This is a genomic window from Geodermatophilus sp. SYSU D01045, assembly GCF_054050295.1.
Window position 1 is genome coordinate 24,673 of the sequence record NZ_JBJGZB010000033.1, and the last position, 18,252, is coordinate 42,924.

An 18,252-nucleotide genomic window follows, 5' to 3' on the forward strand; every position below is an offset into this window, starting at 1 on the left:
CCCCTCAGTCCCGGGGGGTGTCCCCGTCGTCCGCCCGCGCGGCGTCGTCCCCGTCCTCGTCGTCGTCGGCGCGGTCCTCGACGACCACGAGGAACGGCCGCGGGGCCGGGGGCTCCTCGGCGTCCTCCAGCGGGAACAGGTCGACGCCGTCGCCGCCGGCCGGGTCCGGCACCGGGGGCAGCTCGCCGGTGACCGCCTCGAGTTCGCCGGTCACCGCCTCGAGGACGGCGGCGGCCTCCTCGGCGGCCTGCTCGACGAGCACCTCGGCCATCAGCGCCTCCGCGCGGCTGGGCAGCGGCGCGGGCCGGCCGAACGCGTACCCCTGCGCCATCGCGCAGCCGTGCCGGCGCAGCCACTCGGCCTGCTCGAGGTCCTCGATGCCCTCGGCGATCACCTGCAGGCCCATGCCCTGCCCGAGCTGCAGCAGGCCCTGGACCAGGGCGGCGGTGGAGGGCCGGGTGACGACGTCGGAGACGAACGACCGGTCGATCTTCACGGTGTGGATCGGCAGCCGGTGCAGCGCGGTGATGGCCGAGTAGCCGGTGCCGAAGTCGTCGAGCGCCAGCGTCACCCCGCGCGCGGTCACCTCCGACACCGCCTGGAGCGTGGCCTCGGCGGCGAACAGCGCCGTCGACTCGGTGATCTCCAGCTCCAGCCGCTCGGGCGGCAGGCCGGACTCCTCCAGCGCGGCGGCGACCAGGTCGCTGAACCCCTCCTCGGCCAGGTGGCGCGCGGAGACGTTGACGTGCACCCGCAGCCCGGCCGGCCACCCGGCGGCGTCGGTGCACGCCTGCCGCAGCACCCAGGCGCCCAGGCGGGAGGTGAGCCGGTTGTTCTCCGCGGCGTCGAGGAAGGCGCCCGGCGGCAGCAGCCCGCGGGTGGGGTGCTGCCAGCGGATGAGCGCCTCGTAGCCGAGCAGCGTCTCGTCGGCCAGGGAGACGATCGGCTGGTAGAACAGCCGCAGCTCGTCGCCGTCCAGCGCGCGCCGCAGGTCGGTCTCCAGCTGCAGCAGGTCGACCTCGTCCTCGGTCAGGCCGCCGTCGTGCACCTCGATCCGCGCGCGGCTGCCGTCCCGCTTGGCGCGGGTGAGCGCGCTGTGCGCCTGGCGCAGCAGGTCGTCGGGGGCGACGTCGGAGCCCATGGTCAGCCCGACGCTCGCCGACAGCACGATCTCGCGGTTGCCGAGCTGGAACGGGTCGTCGAGCACCGACAGCAGCCGGTCGGCCAGGGCCCGCAGGCCGTCGAGGTCCTCGACGTCCTCGGCGAGGATGAGGAACTCGTCGGCGCCGAGCCGGACCGCGGTGTCCTCCACGCGGGTGCTCCAGCGCAGCCGGTCGGCGACCTGGCTGAGCAGCTGGTCGCCGGCCTCGGTGCCGAGGGTGTCGTTGACCGCCTGGAACCGGTCGAGGTCCAGGTGCACCAGGCCCACCTGCAGCCCGCGGCGGCGGGACAGCGCGAGGGCGTGCGCGAGCCGGTCGGTCAGCGCGCGGCGGTTGGGCAGCCCGGTGAGCTGGTCGGTGAAGGCCCGGCGGACCAGGTCCTCCTCGGCGCGGCGCCGGTCGGTGACGTCGACCAGCGACAGGACGACGAAGTGCGGCTCGCCGGTGGTCCGGTGGACGACGGTGTGCGACTGCTGCACCCACAGCTCGGTGCCGTCGGCGCGGCGCAGGCGGCGCTCGCCGTCCCGGCGCAGCCACGGGTCCAGGCCGGCCTCGCCGCCGTCGCCGTCGGGGATCGGGGCCTCGTCGGGGTGGGCGAGCAGGTCGACGTGACGGCCGACCACGTCGTCGATGCCGCGGCCGGACAGCGCGCACAGCGCGTCGTTGACGACGAGCAGGTGGCCGTCGAGTCCGACGAGGGCCTTGGGCACCGGCGAGTTGAGGAACAGGGCGCGGAACACCTGGCCGCGGTCGGCCAGCAGCGTGTCGATGGCCCGCAGCCTCGTCCCCGCCGGTGCGCCGCTCGGCTCGCCGGGCTGGTCGGCCCGGGGCCGGGGCACGTGGGCGGCGCTGAGAGTCACCTGCACAGGGTGGCCGACCGGATGCCCGGAGCCGGGGAACCCGCACACGGAGAGTCGTGGTCGGTCGCTCACCGTGTGTCACGGTTCGAGGCTGCCGTGTCGTCCGGTGCGCGTGGGGCGGTGCCGTGAGCAGCGCCTCTGCCCGACGCCACGGCGTCCGGACGTCCGGGCCTCCGCCACGGGCGCCCGGGAGGGGTGCCCGCGCACCCCTCCCGGGAGCAGGGTGGGCACCCCGAGCGGAGGAGCGCGTCATGGACTGGAAGCTCGAGCTGGTCGCCGTGCCGGTGAGCGACGTCGACCGGGCGATCGCCTTCTACACCGAGGGCGCCGGGTTCCACCTCGACCACGACCACCGGGTGAGCGACGAGGTCCGGTTCGTCCAGCTCACCCCGCCGGGCTCGGCGTGCTCGATCGCGATCGGCACCGGCCTGCTCGACGTGCCGCCCGGAGCCGCGCAGGGGCTGCAGCTCGTCGTCGACGACGTCGAGGTCGCGCACAAGGAGCTGACCGAGCGCGGCGTGGAGGTCAGCGAGGTCCAGCACCTGCCCTGGGGGTCGTTCGTGTTCTTCAGCGACCCCGACGGCAACGGCTGGGCGGTCCAGCAGCTGCCACCGCGCTGACCGCCGGGAATCCCGCGCCCCGCGCGTGCGCTGTGCCGGACATGGACGCCGGCAAGCGCATCGGGTTCCTGTCGTTCGGTCACGGGCAGCCTCTGCCCGGCTCGCAGGTGCGCACGGCGCGGGACGCGCTGGTGCAGACCGTCGAGCTCGCCGTCGCCGCCGAGGAGCTCGGCCTGGACGGCGCGTTCGTCCGGGTGCACCACTTCGCGCGGCAGCTCGCCTCGCCGTTCCCGCTGTTGGCCGCCATGGCCGCGCGGACCTCGCGGATCGAGCTCGGCACCGGCGTCATCGACATGCGCTACGAGAACCCGCTGTACATGGCCGAGGAGGCCGCGGCCACCGACCTGCTCGCCGGCGGCCGGCTGCAGCTCGGCGTGAGCCGGGGCTCACCGGAGACGGCGCTGCGCGCCTCGGAGGCGTTCGGGTACGTCCCGCCGGAGGGGTCCTCGGACGCCGACCTGGCGCGGGAGAAGACGGCGCTGTTCCTCGCCGCGGCCCGGGGCGCGACCGTCGTCGACGCCGACCCCGGGATGACCGGCGGCGCGCGCGGCCGGCTCGCCGTGCAGCCGCAGTCGCCGGGGCTGGCCGACCGGATCTGGTGGGGCGCCGGCACCCGGGCGACGGGGGAGTGGGCCGCCCGCCAGGGGCTGAACCTCATGAGCTCGACGCTGCTGTCCGAGGACACCGGGGTGCCGTTCGACGAGCTGCAGGCCGAGCAGATCGCCCGCTACCGCGCCGCCTGGGCCGAGGCCGGGTGGGACCGCGAGCCGCGGGTGTCGGTGAGCCGCAGCGTCATCCCGATCGTGTCCGACCTCGACCGCGCCTACTTCGGCGACGAGCGCCGCTCGTCCGACCAGGTCGGCCTGCTCGAGGGCGTGCGGGCCCGCTTCGGCCGCAGCTACGCCGGCGAGCCCGACCAGGTCGCCGAGGAGCTGGCCAAGGACGCCGCCGTCCGCGAGGCCGACACCCTGCTGCTCACGGTGCCGAACATGCTCGGCGTCGAGTACAACGCCCGGCTGCTGGAGAACGTCGCGCGCCACGTCGCGCCGGCGCTGGGCTGGACGCCCGCCGCCGCACGCTGACGCGCGCACGCGAGAGGCCCGGGACCGCAGCGGTCCCGGGCCTCTCGCGTGTGGTGGGGTCAGTTCTCCAGGAAGGTGACGTTGCCCTCGGCGTCGATCTCGGCGACGACCTCGCCGTTCTGGCTCGGGTCGTCGACCAGCGCGACGGTGCAGACCAGCTGCAGGCCGTCCTCGGCGACGAGCACGGAGCGGTCGCCGCCGTCGCAGGTGGCGGTGATGTCGAAACCGCCGTCGAGGGCGAACTGGCTGACCAGCGCCGACTCGACGTCGGCCACGTGCACGTAGACCTGGTCGCTGTCGATGGTCACGTTGCCCTCGTCGTCGGTCTGCTCGACGGTGAAGGTGACCTCCTGGCCCTCCAGCTGCGCGGTGCAGGTGGTGACCGTGCCGGCGGCGAGCTCGACGTCGTCGGGGCAGGTCACGTCGGTGACGGTGACGCCGGCCTGCTCCTCGGCGATGGCGGCGATCTGCCGCTCGGCCTCGGCGGTGTCGAGGACCTTGCTGCCGAGGAGGAAGAAGGCGCCGACGCCGAGCCCGGCGACCACGAGCACCGCGAGGATGCTGCCGACGATGGCGCCGGTGCGCTTCTTCGGGGGCTGCTGGCCGTAGGGGGCGCCCGGGGTGGAGCCGGGGCCGTCCCAGCCGGTGGGGGCGGGGAAGGGCGCCGGCGCGTAGGGGCCCTGCGGGGCGTACGGCTGGGCGTTGCGGGGGTCGTGGACCTGGGTCACGGGGCGCTCCTCGGTGCGGTCCCGGGGCCGTCCCCGGGTGCTCGGGAGCACCGTGCCGCCGCCCGCTTGCAGCGCCCTTCGATCGCACTTGCAGCGCGGTGCCAGCGCCGGTGACACGGGCATCGACCCGCGCCGTCGGCGTCTGGTGGGAGACGAGGGTCGGGGCGCAGGCCGCGCGGCGGTGTCACCCGGGACGGGCGCTCGTCGTCGCCGAGGTCATCCGGTCGACCCGGCGCCTCCTCTCCCCGGATGCCAGAATGGCCGTACCGACGTCGGACCAGCCGACAGCCGGACGCGGCCGAGACAGCAGCTGCCTTGCGCCAGCGATCGCACGCCGCACGCTGCACCCCCAGCCTGCCGGCGCGTTCCACGGCGCCTCCGTGATGGGCGACAGGGACTGCCATGACAACCCCACGACAAGAAGCGCCCGCTCTCGACCGTCGGTCGCTGCGCAAGCTCATGGCCGCAGGGCTCATCGGGAGCTCGATCGAGTGGTACGACTTCTTCATCTACGCCACTGCGGCGGCATTGGTGTTCGGTGAGCTGTTCTTCCCCAACGCCTCTCCGCTCGTCGGCACGTTGCTGGCCTTCAGCACCTTCTGGGCCGGCTTCATCGCCCGTCCCATCGGCGGCCTGGTCTTCGGCCACTTCGGGGACAAGGTCGGCCGCAAGCCCGCCCTGGTCACGTGCCTGATCCTGATGGGGTCGGCGACCTTCCTCATCGGCTTGCTGCCGACGGCCGACTCGATCGGCGTGCTCGCCCCGATCGCGCTCGTCGCGCTGCGCTTCCTGCAGGGCATCGCGGTCGGCGGACAGTGGGGCGGGGTCATCCTCCTGCTCACCGAGAACGCCGGGCGGGACCACCAGGGGCGCGCGGGCACCTTCGGGCAGATGGGCGTCCCCATCGGCGTCATCCTGGGCAACGTCGTCTTCCTGGCGGTGAGCGCCGCGGTGAGCCCCGAGGCCTTCGTCTCCTGGGGCTGGCGCATCCCGTTCCTGGCCAGCGCCGTGCTGCTCCCCGTGGTCATGTTCATCCAGTTGCGGGTCGAGGACACCCCGGTCTTCCGTCAGCTCCAGGACCGCCACGACCACGCTGCCGGGGCCCAGGTGGCGCAGGCACCGCTCAAGGAGGTCGTGCGCAAGCACCGCCGGCCGGTGCTGCTCGGCGCGGGGCTGCTGTTCGGCACCAACGCGATCTTCTACATCAGCATCGCCGGAGTCCTGGACTACGCCACCCGCGAGCTCGGCGTCGACCGCGACGACCTGCTCTCCATCACGCTCGCCGCCTCGGCGATCTCCGTGTTCGTCATCTACTTCAGCGGAGCGGCGTCGGACCGGATAGGCCGCCGGCCCCCCATCCTGCTGGGCGCCGCGGTCATCGCCCTGTGGGCGTTCCCGTTCTTCTGGCTCATCGACACCGGGTCGCTGCCACTGATCTTCCTGGCGCTCCTCGGCGGGCTGATCGGGTCCTCCCTCACCTACGGCCCCCTGGCCGCCTTCCTGGCCGAGCTGTTCGAGCCGCGGATCCGCTACTCGGGGGCCTCTCTGGCCTATCAGCTGGCCGCCATCCTGGTGAGCGGAGCCACGCCCTTCCTCATGACCGCGCTCCTGGCCGCCACGGGCACATCCGCCTCGGTGTCGGCCTACATCGCCCTGATGGGCTTGATCACGTTCCTCTCGGCGCTCGCCCTGCGCGAGACGCGCACCAGGAGTGAGATCCGGGGCGGGTCGGGCCCCGGCACCGGGAGGGCGGAGCCGACGACCGGGGTGGCCACGGGCGACCCGCGGCCCAGGACCTGACGGTCAGACGCGCACAGCGCGCCCGGCAGGGATCGAACCTGCGACCAAGTGCTTAGAAGCTGTCCCAGCGTGAGCGCTGTGCGACAGACCGTGGCGAACGGGGCTCACGCGAGCTGAGGTGCCGGAGTTATCCGGTCACTGACAGAGCGGCCCCGTGCCGGTGTTGCGAGCACCAGCCCGGGGCCTTGGCCCCGACGCCACTGGGAGGCGCGAGACCTGTGCACGACCGTATCCCCGTCCGCCGGCGCCCGGTGCTCGGCGCGCTGTCGACGCTCCTGCTGCCTGGTGCGGTGCTGCGGTGAGCGTGGCCTGCATGTCGTGGGTGTTTGCGCACTCGACGGCGGCCGGCGCCGACCGGCTGCTGTTGCTGGCCATCGCCGACCATGCCGGCGACGACGGCGGCGACGCCTGGCCGTCGGTTCCGACGCTGGCGCGCAAGACCGGCACGTCCGAGCGGTCGGTGCAGCGCGGTATCGCGCGCCTGCAGGCCGGCGGTCACCTCGTCATCGAGCGGTGCAGCGGGCGTGGCGGCACCAACCTCTACCGCGTAGTCATGGCGCCGGCAGGGGGTGTCAGCCTGTCACCGCCGGCGCCGGACCCTGCAGCGCCGCAGGGGTGCCAGCCTGTCACCGGTGACGATCTGACACCGGTGACACAGCCGCGTCACCGCAGGGGTGACAGCCAGGTGTCACCCGAACGTCCTAGAACGTCCTTGACCCCCCAACCCCCCGCCAGCGGGGGGCGGTCGACGACTCACCGCGCACAGCCGGCGGCCAACCGCCGCGCCGCCGGCACCAATCCCCGGGCGGTGCAGGCCGCCGTCGACGCCGACCGGCGCGGCCGGAAGCTGGACGCGCAGGCAGCCGAGCGCGCCATCCGCCGGTCGGCCATCGCCGGCTGTCGGCGGTGCGACGCGGCCGGCTACGTCGGCGGGCTGGTGTGCACCCACGACGACGCGCCGGCACGGGCGCGCGCGGCCTGGCGCTGGTGCGGGCCGAGCTGGCGGGGCGCGGTGGCCGACGCGGTCAGCGGTCGGCGAGCAGCGCCACGCCGGCGTCGGTGACGACGTAGGCGGCTCGGCAGTGCCGGAACACCTCGGCGCGGCGGGCCAGCCCCCGGTGTTCCAGCACGCCGGTGACGACGGTTGCCACGTTGGCGCCCACCAACGTTCGTTGCAGACATGATTCACTCGGCCAGCGGCGGCCCTGCTGCAACGTATGGACGGGACTACCTCCCAGGGAGTCCCCCCTGGTCGGCTTCGATGATTTGCCTACGACCCCGACGAGCGCGGGCCTACCCTGCCCTGCGACCGACGGATCACTCGCCGTGGTTCGTCGTCGATGGACGATTCGTGCGGCACGTATGTGTCCCTCTGCATCTTCAGCGAGGCGTGCAGTACTGGGATATCGCCATTCGAGGCAGCTTCCCGGAAGTGCTTAACAGTGGTTGACTCGATCAGTTTACCGATCACCGCCTCAACAAGTTCCGATCTAGCCTCCTTACGGGCGGACCCAGACAAGATTAGGAGGAGCACTGGAACCACCAAGGCAGCGAACCAGAGCCAAGACACGTTAATCGCAAGGACGACAATCAATACGCCGAGCGGAAGCGATACCGCCTGGCGAAAATTCGCCTCCGCGACCTTTGCATCGTAGGACTGGTACACCTCTTGGTTGCTCTGCATCCGCAGGCGGTTCGCAAGAGCGGCTTCTTCTCGATACAAGTCATAGGCGATCTCTGTACTTAGCGTTTCCTTCGTCCGGTCATCACGCCACGAGGCAGGCGAGTCCATAAGAGCGGCCGCGAGAGGTTGATCGGTTTTCCCCGACTTCCACTCCCCATGCTGGTTCATCTCCTTTACAGCACTCTGCAGATCCTGAGCCAAATGACTCTTCAGATGGTCGTACGTAGACGACGCCATCAGTTGAGTAACCTTGCCGGGGACTTGCCCAAAGCGCACGCGCTCGAACGCCAAAATGATGCCCACGAGGTACGCGCTAAACAGGATGGCCCCGACCGCTCCACCGGTGCCAAAAAAGTCGACGAGCCGGTGGATGCGCGCAAGGAAGGTTCCCGACTCCGGCGCTTCGTCGGGGAAGCGAGGTTCAAGCACCAGCCAAGCAGCAAACAACCACAGCAAGCCAGAAGCCAACGGGACTCGGACGTCGCGGACACCGGGGAGGACGCTGGCGAGCACGGGCGAACGCTAGAGCATGGTGGCCACACACTGGTCACAACGATGTCCCGACTCCGGACACGCGAGAGGGGCGTGCACCTAGCGCTCCAGTGCGGGCGGCACGATCAGGCAGTGATCGACCGCCTGCACGCCGTGCGCGCCGCCGACGGCTACGACCGTTGGCAGCGCCGCACGGACGGCCCGCTGCTCGGGCTGGCGCTCCTGTTTTTGTTGATCTTGCTTCTGCCACTACTCGTCCGCTTGCAGCCGTGGCAGCGGTCCGCCCTCAACATCATCAGTGGACTGATCTGGGGGGTCTTCGCCGCCGACTATGTCGTGCGACTGTTCCTGGCACCGAGGCGCTGGAGGTTCGCACGCACCCACGTGCTGGACCTGGTCGTCATCGCGCTGCCGATGCTGCGCCCCCTGCGTGCGCTTCGGCTCCTGCGGTTGCTGGCACTGGTGGGCCTTGCACACGGCCGTGCTCGCCGGTCGCTGCAGGCTCGGGTGAGCAGCTACGTCGTCGGCGCCGCAACGGTCCTGATCGCCGTCGCGGCGGTGGCAATGCGCGAGGTGGAGCGAGAGGCCACTGACGCCAACATCCAGACTATGGGTGACGCCCTTTGGTGGGCGGCCACCACCGTGACAACAGTCGGCTACGGGGACCGCTACCCAACGACCTCACTCGGTCGGCTCATTGCCGTCGCGCTGATGATCGTCGGCATTGCCCTGCTCGGCGTCATCACAGCCAGCGTCGCCGCTTGGTTCGTTGACCGGCTGCAGGCTGTTCGAGAGGCCGAGGAGCGCACCGAGGCCACGCTCGCCGACGTCCTAGATGAGCTGCGGCAAGTGCGGGCCGAGTTGCAGGAGCTTCGGCAGGCGCCCGACAGCGGGCGTGTTTAGGAGGGGCAGCCGATATTCCGGCTGCGTCAGCAGGACCGCGTGAGCCGCGCCCGCATCGCGGCACCCGAGCCGGCCGGCGGTGGGCCCGCCCATGCCCGGTAGGCGTCCCACGACTCGCCGGGCGGGGTCCGGTGGAGATCGGCCCGGTGGCCGTCGTCCATCTTGTCCAGCCGCGCGGAAGCTGTCGATCAGTGCCGCCAACGGCGCGGCTCTATCTGTAGCTACCGCCGTAGGTGCGGCAGGACGAGCCGAACGAGGAGTACGTGCACGAGTTGCTCGACGAGCTACTCGACGAGCTACTCGACGAGCGGCCGCTGCCGTAGGTGCGGCACGACGAGCCGAACGTCGAGTGGGTGCACGAGGTGCTCGACGAGCCGCCACCGCCGTAGGTGCGGCACGACGAGCCGAACGTCGAGTGGGTGCACGAGGTGCTCGACGAGCCGCCACCGCCGTAGGTGCGGCACGACGAGCCGAACATCGAGTGGGTGCACGAGGTGCTCGACGAGCGGCCGCTGCCGTAGGTGCGGCACGACGAGCCGAACGTCGAGTGGGTGCACGAGGTGCTCGACGAGCCGCCGCTGTAGCTGGAGCCGGAGCTGCTGTAACCGCCTCCCGCGCCGGTTCTGCTCGGGGCCGCCTGCGCCGCCGGCACCGAAGCGCCGAACATCACAAAGAGACTGGCCGCCACAGCAATGATCATCAGCAGGCGCCCGCGCATGGCCCGGACGCTAGATCACCGAGTGAGGCGTTACAGAGTGACAGCAGGAGCAAGATCAAGATTCACTCGATCGCGTGACGCCGCTGTTAATGCGGCACCGTGAGTCAGCCACCGCCGCATGTCCACCGTCGCCAGGTTGTGAACCTGGCGAACTAAACAGGCACCTCATGGACGGTGGACAGCGGGCCCCGGGGGGGAGGGGTGGGCCCCCAGGGGGTCGACGTCGACGCGCACCTCGTCGGCGACGTCGCATGGTCACCGGCGTCAGCGGCGCCGGCAGCGGCGGCGACGTCGCGTCGTCTCGCTGCTGTCGTCGCCGCGACAGCCGGCGGCGTGTTGTCGGTGGTGGCGGGCGCCTGGCGCTTGCCGTCCTGGCCGGCGCCGTCCTGCCGTTGCCGGGCGGCCGGGGTGCTGCTGGCCGTCGCCGCACGCCGTCGAGCAGCGAGCAGCGGCTACAGGTCGACCGCCGTCAGCACCCACCCGTCGCCGGGAGTCAGGCCGCCCCGGTCGATCAGGGCGCCGTTGGCCACGCCGTCGTCGACCGGCGCGCGGCGGCTCGGCGCGGTGTAGGGCTGACCCGTCTCGACGTCGACGACGGTCTGGGCGCCGGTGCGCAGGTCCCTGGTCACCCGCACCCGCCGGCCCTCGGGGGTGGTCGTCTCGGTCGTCTCCGTGCCGGTGGTGTCGGGGGCCGGGGTGCCCTCGTCGCCGGCGCCGGCGGCCTCGCGGGCGGCGTCGTAGGCGTCGGCAACGTCGGCGGCCCGGTTGCTGGCCTCGCGGGTGGCGATGGCCAGCGCCTCCTCGGTCAGCGACTCGTGGCCCCACCGCTCGGTCGTGCGGTGCTCGGGCCGGCCCAGCCGGTGGGCGATGCCGCTCAGCTCCCTGTCGAGGTGAAAGCGGGCGCCGGTGGCCGCGCGCATCCGCACCCAGGCGTCGTACATCGGATCGGCCAGGACGGCGGCGCGGAAGTCCTCGGCGGCCTGGGCCTCCTCGGCGCGCAGCTGCTCCATGCGCTCGGTGATGGTGTCGACGGCGGCGGCGTCGAACTCGGCCAACCGGCGCTCGCGGGCGGCCAGGGCCTCGGCGGCGCGGGTCTCGACGTCGGCGCGCAGCTGGGCGGCGGCGGCCTCGGCGTCGGCCAGCTGGCGGCGGGCGGTGTCGAGGTCGGCGGGGCTGGTCGTCTCGGCGCTCACTGCTGGGTCTCCTTGCCGGTGGCGTGGTCGAGGTCGTATTGGCCGAGGGTCATGCGCATGGCCGGGGTGACCGGCTCGCCGCGCGCGATGGCGGCGCGGATGGCCTCGGCGTGCTTGGTCTCGGCGGGCGTGGGAGTGCGCCGGCTGGCCGTCGAGCTGGTGGCGTGGCCGGCGGCCAGCCGGCCACGGACGCTGCCGTCGGGATGGGTCGGCCAGCTGGCGCGGCCGGTGTCGTCGTGGGTCATGTCGGTGTCTCCTGTCGGTGTCAGCTGGCCGGCGGCAGCTCGATGGGCTGCCCGGCGGTGTCGGTGGGGGTCAGGTCGACCGGCACCGGCTGGCCGTCGGGGCCGGGCTGCAGGTGCACGCCGGTGGGCATCCGGGTGCCGGCGGCGTCGGTGCGGGGCCAGAACGGGTAGGTGCCGTCGGTGCCGGGGTCGAGCGCGTCGGTGGTCATCGGGTCGTCTCCTCGTGGTGGTCGGTGGTCGGTGGGGGTGCCGGGCCGGCGCTGGTCGGATCACTGCCGCGGAAAAGGACGCAGGCTCCCCGCCATACGTGCCGGACTGCTGCCCATGGCCCAGCAGCCAGCTGCGCTTCACGCCGGCCCGGCGGGCTACACGTGCGCCCAGGCCAGGCGCACCGGCTCGGCCGGCGGGCGGCGCCGGCGCCGGGTCCGCTGACGGACGGGCCGGCAGGTGTCGGGGCACCGGCCCTCGCGGGCGTGCACGGGCACGCGGGACGGCTCGTGGCAGTCGGGGCAGACGGTGGTCGTCACGGCGGTGCTCCTCGTGGTCGGTGGGGCGGTAGGCGGTGAGCTCCGGCCGAGGGGCCGGCACGGGCGTGGGTCCCTCTCGGCCCGGCTGTCAGGCGGGGCCTCCCCGCCCTTCTGGCCCTCGATGGCCGTGTCCCGACTGCCCGTGTCCGGCCCTAACGGGCCGGACAAACGGACGGACATGTCCGAGGTCGGTGGACACCAGCGGACAGACGGACAAGATCACTGAGCACCGGCCTTGTAGAACGGCCGCTCATCGGTCTTGGTGTTGACCAGCGCACCCGTGTTGAGCAGGACATTCAGCGACCGGTGGAAGGTCGCCGGCGCCATGCCGGCGGCGGCCCGCAGCTCGGCCTTGCTGGCCCCGGTGGAGTCAAACGCGGACATGAACACGGACATGAGCTGGTCGGCGCTCGGGGTCATGTCCGCACCTATCGCGGACACTACGACGGCCGAGTCGAGCACCTGGGAGAGCCTGAGCTGCAGGGTGTCCTCGCGCGGACCTCCCTTGCGCTTGGTGCGGCTCATCTTCATCAGCCGGGCGTCGCCCTCGACGAGGTAGACGGTGTCGACGCCGGCCTCCAGCGCGCTGCTGCCGCGCGTGGTGGTGCGGTCCTTGCCGGTGTGGTGGACGAACACGACCGTGCCGTCGCCGGTGGCGTCGCGCAGTCGGTAGAGGGCGTCGACGACGATGCCCATGTCCTTGGCGCTGTTCTCGTCACCGCCGACCATGCACCGGGCGAGGGTGTCGACGACGACCAGCTCGTGCCCGGTGACCAGCTCGCACAGCTCGTCGACGGCCCCGGCGTCGAGCAGGTTCACCGGGGCCGGCAGCACCGTCAGGTGCTGCTCGGGGATGATGCGCCCGCCGCCGGGGATGGTGTGCCGCCAGCCGGCTTCCCAGGACGCGAAGCGGGCGTCGAGGCCGTGGGCGCCCTCGGCCGCCAGGTAGAACGCCCGACCAGGCAGCACCGAGCGGCCCAGCCACGAGGCGCCGGTGGCGACGCTGGCCGCCCATGCCTGGGTGATGAACGACTTGCCGGTGCCCCAGTTGCCGACAACGCCGGCGACGGTGCGCCGGTCGATAGTGCCGTCGACCAGCGGCTCGGGGCGGGGCAGCTGGGCCAGCTGGGCGCGACTGAGCAGCCGGTCGCGCAGCGGCGACCGCGCCGGCTTGGTCGCGGGCAGGGCGACCGACTCGGCGCCGGCGTACACCAGCCCGAGGGCGGCGCCGACGTCGGGCAGCGTGCACGACTCGGTGCAGCAGACGTCCCACCGCTGCGTCGTCGTCGCGTAGTGGGTGAGCGCCAGCGGCATGTCGGCGTTCCGGTGACCGGCGCTCGGACACCGGTAGCGCCGGACGATCCGGCCGTCGTGGCGGTCCTCGCTGATCGGGTCATGACCGGCGACCTGCAGGCCCTTGACGAGCAGCTGTTCCTCGGCGTCCTCGACCCTCGTAACCCTGCTCACCGGGCGCCCCCTCCTCGCCGGCGCCACGCGCGGCGCATGGCCGACGGCGGCGCCGACACGCAGTTGTCGGGGAGGCGCCCACCGTGCGGCAGCCGCCAGCGGGCCAGCGCCTCGGCCAGCGCCCGATCGCCGCCAGGACAGCCGGGGCGGTGGTAGCAGCGCGGCACACCGAGCGGCTGGCAGCACGGCAGCGTGTGCCGGCGGGTGCTCTTGTCGCCGTACAGCTGCTCGGCGCCGCACGGGCAGCGGCCGTGCAGGGCGGCGTGCTGCCGGCGGGCGACACCCTCGCGCACGTCGTCGGGGGCGTCGGCCGGCACGTCGGCCAGCCACCAGCCGACGACGAGGCCGTCAGGCTCGGCCAGCGGCAGCGGTGGCAGCAGGGTCGTCGACGACCGCGCGGGGCCGGTCACGCGGTCACCGCCAGGACGTCGGCCAGCGCCAGCCGGTACGGGCCACGCCGGCACCGGCTCTCGCGCACCACCGGCTCGGCCGAGTCGAGCGGGATGACGTGCTGGTGCAGCTGGCCGCAGCCGGCCACACAGCGCACGACCACGCCCAGGCTGGCGGGCCGGCGCCAGCTGACCAGCACGGCGGCGCTGGCGCTACGGTGGTCGTCGAGCTTGTGCTGCTTGGGGGCGGCGTCAACCTCGGAGGGGCCGGTCACCCGTGGCGCGGGGGCCGGCCCTTCGTACGTCGTCACGCGGCTGCACCGCCCGGCGTGGTGCGCCGGTCTGCGGCGCCGCCAGCGGACGTCCGGCGCCGGGCCTTGGCGCGCCGGGCCTCGGCCGACTTGAGGGCCATCTCCAGGTAGTGCGCCTTACGGGCGTGCTCGGCGCGCCGGCGACGCTCGTCCTCGGGCAGCACGCGGTCGGGGTCGACGAGGTCGTCGAACCGGCGGTCGGCGGCAGCCCGTGCCGCCGCCGTGCGGGCGGCACGGTCCTCGGTCATTGACCATGAGCGGTGGGCGGCGATGCGGCAGCGCAGCGCGCGGCCGGCAGCGGGGCTCGCAGAGCGGTGAGAGGTCACGCCCGCACGATGACTCAGGCTCCTGACCTGCGAGAACGTCCCTCAGCGCCTGCGCGTCGCGCCTGTCGGCCGCTGTCGTCTGCTGTCGCGTATGTCGGTTTCTGGCGCCTCCTCACGGTGTGCCATCTCACAAGATTCATCCTGCAGAGTCGGCCGGACAGCGCGCGTGGTCCCTACAGCCGGTCGCCGAGGCCGAGTCGGCGGTGCGCCTCGCGGGCCCGTTGGTCGGCCATCGAGGCGCCGTAGCGGCGCAGCATCTGCGGGGACTTCCAGCCCATCAGCCGCATGAGGTCGGTCTCGCTGCCCTCGGCGGCCAGCCACTGGTGCGCGGCGGTGTGCCGGAACTGGTGGGCGTGCAGGCCGGGGATGCCGGCGGCGTCGCCGCGTCGGCCGAGCATCTGCGCGATGCCGTTGCTCGACAGCGGGCCCCGGTTCTTCTCGGCCAACCACAGCTCGGGGCGGCCGGCCAGCTTCTCCTTGGCGCGGGCACGCAGGTAGCGGCCGAGCGCCAGGCCGGTCTGCTGGCCGAACGGCAGCGCGCGGGGGCGGCGGCCCTTGCCGAGCACGTGCGCGACGTCGTGGTCGAAGTCCAGGTCGTCGACGGCCAGGCCGGCGACCTCCGACAGTCGGCCGCCGGTGTCGAGCAGCAGCCGCAGGATGGCGTTGTCGCGGCGGTCGACGAAGCTGTTGCCCTTGGCGCCGGCCAGCAGGGTGCGCAGCTGGTCCTCGGTCAGCACCGGCACCGGCTTCTCGGGGACGATCGGCGGGCGCATCCGCTCCATGGGGGACCGGTCGATCTCCTCTTCGTCGAGCAGCCAGCGGATGAACTGCTGCAGCGCCCGGTAGACGACGTTGGCCGTCGACGCCGACCGGGTCTCGATCAGGTGCGCCATGTAGCCCTCGACGTGCCGGCGGGTCAGCTTGTCCGGCGCCGGCAGGTCACCGGCGGCGGCCAGGTGCTCGACCAGCCCGACGGCAGCCCGCCGGTAGATCTTCTGCGTGTTCTCGGCCCGGTTGGTGCCCTTCAGGTGCCGGCCGAAGTCGCGGATGAGGCTGTCCCAGGTGTCGCGCACCGGACAAAATTATCGCGTGTCTGAGCGGTGTGCGTGTGTCTCACCCGTCGGTGTGCCACTATCGACGCAGGTCAGCGACCTGAGCGCGCCCGGCAGGACTCGAACCTGCGACCAAGTGCTTAGAAGGCACCTGCTCTATCCGCTGAGCTACGGGCGCTCGGCCGCAAGGATGACACCTCCGCGGCGTCGGGCGTGAGCCGGTGACGGCCGGACCGGCCACCGTCCACAGGCGCCGGGTACTCCACAGGTCGCTCCCGGCGCCGCCACGGGCTCCTGGGCGGGGCGAGGGTCGGGTCCGCGACCGGCACCGTGCCGGCCTGCCAGACCCGAGGAGCACCGTGAGCGCCACCGAGATCACCGTCATCGGCAACGTCGTCACCTCACCCAGCCGCGTGCGCACCCAGAGCGGCACCGTCACCAACTTCCGCGTCGCCTCCACCGAGCGGCGCTGGGACGGCACCGCGCAGGGCTTCGTCGACGGCGCGTCGTTCTTCGTCGACGTCGAGTGCTGGAACGAGCTGAGCGGCAACGTGTCGCACAGCGTCAGCAAGGGCGACCCGGTCATCGTCCGGGGCACGCTGCGCACCGACGAGTGGGAGAACGACACGGGTCGCCACAGCCGGCCGCGGGTCCGGGCCCGGACCGTGGGCTTCGACCTGAGCAAGGGCACCGCGGAGTTCCGCAAGACCCGGCGGACGACGGCCGCGCCCCCGCCGGCCGAGCCGGTCGACGACGCCGCCGGCGAGCGGGACTATCCGGAGCCTGTCGAGCCGTTGTACGAGCTGGACCCCGACTCGTCCGCGGCCGGCGCGGCGCTCGACGCCCTGCCGGAACCGGCTCTCCGCTAGCCGCCGCGAACTGGGAGGATCGGGGCCGAGAACGCACGGGGGCCGGGCCGGAGCAGACACCGGCCCGCCCCTCCTCGCGCACCGACGGAAGGCTCGAACGCCCAGTGGCTCAGTACATCTACTCCATGGTCCGTGCCCGCAAGGCGCACGGCGACAAGGTGATCCTGGACGACGTCACCCTGTCCTTCCTGCCCGGCGCCAAGATCGGTGTCGTCGGGCCCAACGGCGCCGGGAAGTCCACCGTCCTCAAGATCATGGCCGGGCTCGACCAGCCCTCCAACGGCGACGCGACGCTGGCGCCGGAGGCCACGGTCGGCATCCTGCTGCAGGAGCCGCCGCTCAACGAGGAGCTCGACGTGCGCGGCAACGTCGAGGAGGCCGTCAAGCCGATCCGCGACGCGCTGACCCGCTTCGAGGAGGTCAGCGCGGCGATGGGCGAGCCCGACGCCGACTTCGACGCGCTGCTGGCCGAGCAGGGCGAGCTCATGGAGGTCATCGAGAACGCCGACGGGTGGGAGCTCGACGCCCGCATCGAGCAGGCCATGGACGCGCTGCGCTGCCCGCCCGGCGACGCCGACGTCACCGTCCTGTCCGGTGGTGAGCGCCGCCGCGTCGCCCTGTGCCGCCTGCTGCTCGAGGCGCCCGACCTGCTGCTGCTCGACGAGCCCACCAACCACCTCGACGCCGAGAGCGTCGCGTGGCTGGAGCAGCACCTCGAGAAGTACGCCGGCACCGTCGTCGCCGTCACCCACGACCGGTACTTCCTCGACAACGTCGCCCAGTGGATCCTCGAGCTCGACCGCGGCCGGGCCTACCCCTACGAGGGCAACTACTCCACCTACCTGGAGACCAAGGCGGCCCGTCTCAAGGTCGAGGGCGCCAAGGACGCCAAGCGGCAGAAGCGGCTGGCCGAGGAGCTGGAGTGGGTCCGCTCCAACACCAAGGCCCGGCAGGCCAAGAGCAAGGCGCGCCTGGCCCGCTACGAGGAGATGGCGGCCGAGGCCGACAAGTTCCGCAAGCTGGACTTCGAGGAGATCCAGATCCCGCCGGGCCCGCGGCTGGGCAACGTGGTCGTCGAGAGCCGCGACCTCACCAAGGGCTTCGGCGACCGCATCCTCATCGACGATCTGTCGTTCACGCTGCCGCGCAACGGCATCGTCGGCGTCGTCGGGCCGAACGGCGCCGGCAAGACCACGCTGTTCAAGATGCTGGTCGGCGAGGAGAAGCCGGACGACGGCGAGATCAAGGTCGGCGAGACCGTGAAGGTCTCCTACGTCGAGCAGACCCGCAGCGGCATCGACCCCAAGAAGACGCTGTGGGAGGTCGTCTCCGACGGGCTGGACCACATCAAGGTCGGCAACGTGGAGATGCCGTCGCGGGCCTACGTCGCGGCGTTCGGCTTCAAGGGCCCGGACCAGCAGAAGCCGGCCGGCGTGCTCTCCGGCGGTGAGCGCAACCGGCTGAACCTCGCGCTCACCCTCAAGCAGGGCGGCAACCTGCTCCTGCTCGACGAGCCGACCAACGACCTCGACGTCGAGACGCTGACCAGCCTGGAGTCGGCGCTGCTGGAGTTCCCCGGCTGCGCCGTGGTGGTCAGCCACGACCGGTGGTTCCTCGACCGCGTGGCGACCCACATCCTCGCCTACGAGGGCGAGTCGAAGTGGTTCTGGTTCGAGGGCAACTTCGCCGACTACGAGAAGAACAAGGTCGAGCGGCTGGGTCCCGAGGCCGCCCGCCCGCACCGCGCGACCTACCGCAAGCTGGCCCGCGACTAGTCCGCGGTCACACCCCGCCGACGGCCGGCCGGAGCACCTGCTCCGGCCGGC

21 protein-coding genes and 1 tRNA gene are annotated in these 18,252 nt (G+C 72.6%); 7 read left to right on the forward strand and 15 right to left on the reverse strand.

All coding sequences use genetic code 11. The features are described 5' to 3' along the window. Positions 1–4: 4 nt before the first annotated feature. Positions 5–2,020 (reverse strand): putative bifunctional diguanylate cyclase/phosphodiesterase, encoded by a 2,016-nt coding sequence (locus ACI798_RS20500; protein ID WP_457048814.1) that lies wholly within the window; start codon positions 2,018–2,020, stop codon positions 5–7. Positions 2,021–2,271: 251 nt separating this feature from the next. On the opposite strand from ACI798_RS20500, the gene ACI798_RS20505 reads away from it, so the two are divergent. After that, positions 2,272–2,640, forward strand: a complete 369-nt coding sequence (locus ACI798_RS20505) for a VOC family protein (RefSeq protein WP_456940784.1) — start codon at positions 2,272–2,274, stop codon at positions 2,638–2,640. 41 nt (positions 2,641–2,681) lie between these two features. Further along, a complete protein-coding gene (locus ACI798_RS20510; RefSeq protein WP_457048815.1) occupies positions 2,682–3,722 on the forward strand; it encodes an LLM class flavin-dependent oxidoreductase in 1,041 nt (346 codons plus the stop codon). Between the two features lie 59 nt (positions 3,723–3,781). Here ACI798_RS20510 and ACI798_RS20515 read toward each other — a convergent pair whose 3' ends face one another. Beyond that, positions 3,782–4,450, reverse strand: a complete 669-nt coding sequence (locus ACI798_RS20515) for a DUF4333 domain-containing protein (protein WP_456940782.1) — start codon at positions 4,448–4,450, stop codon at positions 3,782–3,784. A gap of 402 nt (positions 4,451–4,852) precedes the next feature. On the opposite strand from ACI798_RS20515, the gene ACI798_RS20520 reads away from it, so the two are divergent. Together ACI798_RS20520 and ACI798_RS20525 are read left to right on the forward strand one after the other, a co-directional pair. Further along, positions 4,853–6,250 (forward strand): MFS transporter, encoded by a 1,398-nt coding sequence (locus ACI798_RS20520; RefSeq protein WP_457048816.1) that lies wholly within the window; start codon positions 4,853–4,855, stop codon positions 6,248–6,250. Positions 6,251–6,548: 298 nt separating this feature from the next. Beyond that, the gene (locus ACI798_RS20525; RefSeq protein ID WP_457048817.1) at positions 6,549–7,313 is read left to right on the forward strand and encodes a helix-turn-helix domain-containing protein; all 765 of its coding nucleotides are present in this window, start codon (positions 6,549–6,551) and stop codon (positions 7,311–7,313) included. On the opposite strand, the gene ACI798_RS20530 is transcribed toward ACI798_RS20525, so the two are convergent. After that, the gene (locus ACI798_RS20530; RefSeq protein WP_457048818.1) at positions 7,276–7,401 is read right to left on the reverse strand and encodes a hypothetical protein; all 126 of its coding nucleotides are present in this window, start codon (positions 7,399–7,401) and stop codon (positions 7,276–7,278) included. The two genes, ACI798_RS20525 and ACI798_RS20530, sit on opposite strands and share 38 nt — an antisense overlap. A gap of 119 nt (positions 7,402–7,520) precedes the next feature. Continuing rightward, complete coding sequence (locus tag ACI798_RS20535; protein WP_457048819.1) at positions 7,521–8,447, reverse strand: hypothetical protein; 927 nt, start codon at positions 8,445–8,447, stop codon at positions 7,521–7,523. 111 nt (positions 8,448–8,558) lie between these two features. Here ACI798_RS20535 and ACI798_RS20540 point away from each other — a divergent pair, with 111 nt between their 5' ends. After that, the gene (locus ACI798_RS20540; RefSeq protein WP_457048820.1) at positions 8,559–9,329 is read left to right on the forward strand and encodes a potassium channel family protein; all 771 of its coding nucleotides are present in this window, start codon (positions 8,559–8,561) and stop codon (positions 9,327–9,329) included. A gap of 211 nt (positions 9,330–9,540) precedes the next feature. On the opposite strand, the gene ACI798_RS20545 is transcribed toward ACI798_RS20540, so the two are convergent. The 11 genes from ACI798_RS20545 to ACI798_RS20595 form a co-directional block, all read right to left on the reverse strand. Next, a complete protein-coding gene (locus tag ACI798_RS20545) occupies positions 9,541–10,047 on the reverse strand; it encodes a hypothetical protein (protein WP_457048821.1) in 507 nt (168 codons plus the stop codon). A gap of 452 nt (positions 10,048–10,499) precedes the next feature. Beyond that, positions 10,500–11,240, reverse strand: coding sequence for a hypothetical protein (locus ACI798_RS20550; protein WP_457048822.1), 741 nt, complete (start codon positions 11,238–11,240; stop codon positions 10,500–10,502). Continuing rightward, positions 11,237–11,485, reverse strand: coding sequence for a hypothetical protein (locus tag ACI798_RS20555; RefSeq protein WP_457048823.1), 249 nt, complete (start codon positions 11,483–11,485; stop codon positions 11,237–11,239). The genes ACI798_RS20550 and ACI798_RS20555 overlap by 4 nt, the downstream gene beginning before the upstream one ends. A 20-nt stretch (positions 11,486–11,505) precedes the next feature. Continuing rightward, complete coding sequence (locus ACI798_RS20560) at positions 11,506–11,694, reverse strand: hypothetical protein (RefSeq protein WP_457048824.1); 189 nt, start codon at positions 11,692–11,694, stop codon at positions 11,506–11,508. Positions 11,695–11,850: 156 nt separating this feature from the next. Beyond that, complete coding sequence (locus tag ACI798_RS20565) at positions 11,851–12,012, reverse strand: hypothetical protein (protein ID WP_457048825.1); 162 nt, start codon at positions 12,010–12,012, stop codon at positions 11,851–11,853. 219 nt (positions 12,013–12,231) lie between these two features. Further along, the gene (locus ACI798_RS20570; protein ID WP_457048826.1) at positions 12,232–13,479 is read right to left on the reverse strand and encodes an AAA family ATPase; all 1,248 of its coding nucleotides are present in this window, start codon (positions 13,477–13,479) and stop codon (positions 12,232–12,234) included. Further along, the gene (locus ACI798_RS20575) at positions 13,476–13,889 is read right to left on the reverse strand and encodes a hypothetical protein (protein WP_457048827.1); all 414 of its coding nucleotides are present in this window, start codon (positions 13,887–13,889) and stop codon (positions 13,476–13,478) included. Before ACI798_RS20575 ends, ACI798_RS20570 begins: the two co-directional genes overlap by 4 nt. After that, the gene (locus ACI798_RS20580; protein ID WP_457048828.1) at positions 13,886–14,179 is read right to left on the reverse strand and encodes a hypothetical protein; all 294 of its coding nucleotides are present in this window, start codon (positions 14,177–14,179) and stop codon (positions 13,886–13,888) included. The genes ACI798_RS20575 and ACI798_RS20580 overlap by 4 nt, the downstream gene beginning before the upstream one ends. Continuing rightward, on the reverse strand, positions 14,176–14,427 hold the full coding sequence (locus tag ACI798_RS20585) for a hypothetical protein (RefSeq protein ID WP_457048829.1): 252 nt from the start codon (positions 14,425–14,427) through the stop codon (positions 14,176–14,178). The genes ACI798_RS20580 and ACI798_RS20585 overlap by 4 nt, the downstream gene beginning before the upstream one ends. 251 nt (positions 14,428–14,678) lie before the next feature. Continuing rightward, entirely contained in the window at positions 14,679–15,578 is a 900-nt protein-coding gene (locus ACI798_RS20590; RefSeq protein WP_457048830.1) for a tyrosine-type recombinase/integrase, read from the reverse strand. Between the two features lie 84 nt (positions 15,579–15,662). Next, positions 15,663–15,735 (reverse strand) — tRNA-Arg (locus ACI798_RS20595). A gap of 181 nt (positions 15,736–15,916) precedes the next feature. On the opposite strand from ACI798_RS20595, the gene ACI798_RS20600 reads away from it, so the two are divergent. Both ACI798_RS20600 and ettA read left to right on the forward strand, forming a co-directional pair. Continuing rightward, positions 15,917–16,426: a single-stranded DNA-binding protein gene (locus ACI798_RS20600; RefSeq protein WP_456940780.1), complete on the forward strand. Its 510-nt coding sequence runs from the start codon at positions 15,917–15,919 to the stop codon at positions 16,424–16,426. A 104-nt stretch (positions 16,427–16,530) separates the two neighbouring features. Further along, positions 16,531–18,201: an energy-dependent translational throttle protein EttA gene (gene ettA, locus ACI798_RS20605; RefSeq protein ID WP_456940779.1), complete on the forward strand. Its 1,671-nt coding sequence runs from the start codon at positions 16,531–16,533 to the stop codon at positions 18,199–18,201. The last annotated feature ends 51 nt before the right edge of the window (positions 18,202–18,252 follow it).

Bases quoted from the DNA above. Each gene is read 5' to 3' on its own strand.
- ACI798_RS20545 (WP_457048821.1), bottom strand. From the start codon at position 10,047: ATGCGCGGGCGCCTGCTGATGATCATTGCTGTGGCGGCCAGTCTCTTT.
- ACI798_RS20560 (WP_457048824.1), bottom strand. From the start codon at position 11,694: ATGACCACCGACGCGCTCGACCCCGGCACCGACGGCACCTACCCGTTC.
- ACI798_RS20505 (WP_456940784.1), top strand. From the start codon at position 2,272: ATGGACTGGAAGCTCGAGCTGGTCGCCGTGCCGGTGAGCGACGTCGAC.
- ACI798_RS20510 (WP_457048815.1), top strand. From the start codon at position 2,682: ATGGACGCCGGCAAGCGCATCGGGTTCCTGTCGTTCGGTCACGGGCAG.
- ACI798_RS20555 (WP_457048823.1), bottom strand. From the start codon at position 11,485: ATGACCCACGACGACACCGGCCGCGCCAGCTGGCCGACCCATCCCGAC.
- ACI798_RS20520 (WP_457048816.1), top strand. From the start codon at position 4,853: ATGACAACCCCACGACAAGAAGCGCCCGCTCTCGACCGTCGGTCGCTG.
- ACI798_RS20585 (WP_457048829.1), bottom strand. From the start codon at position 14,427: ATGACCGAGGACCGTGCCGCCCGCACGGCGGCGGCACGGGCTGCCGCC.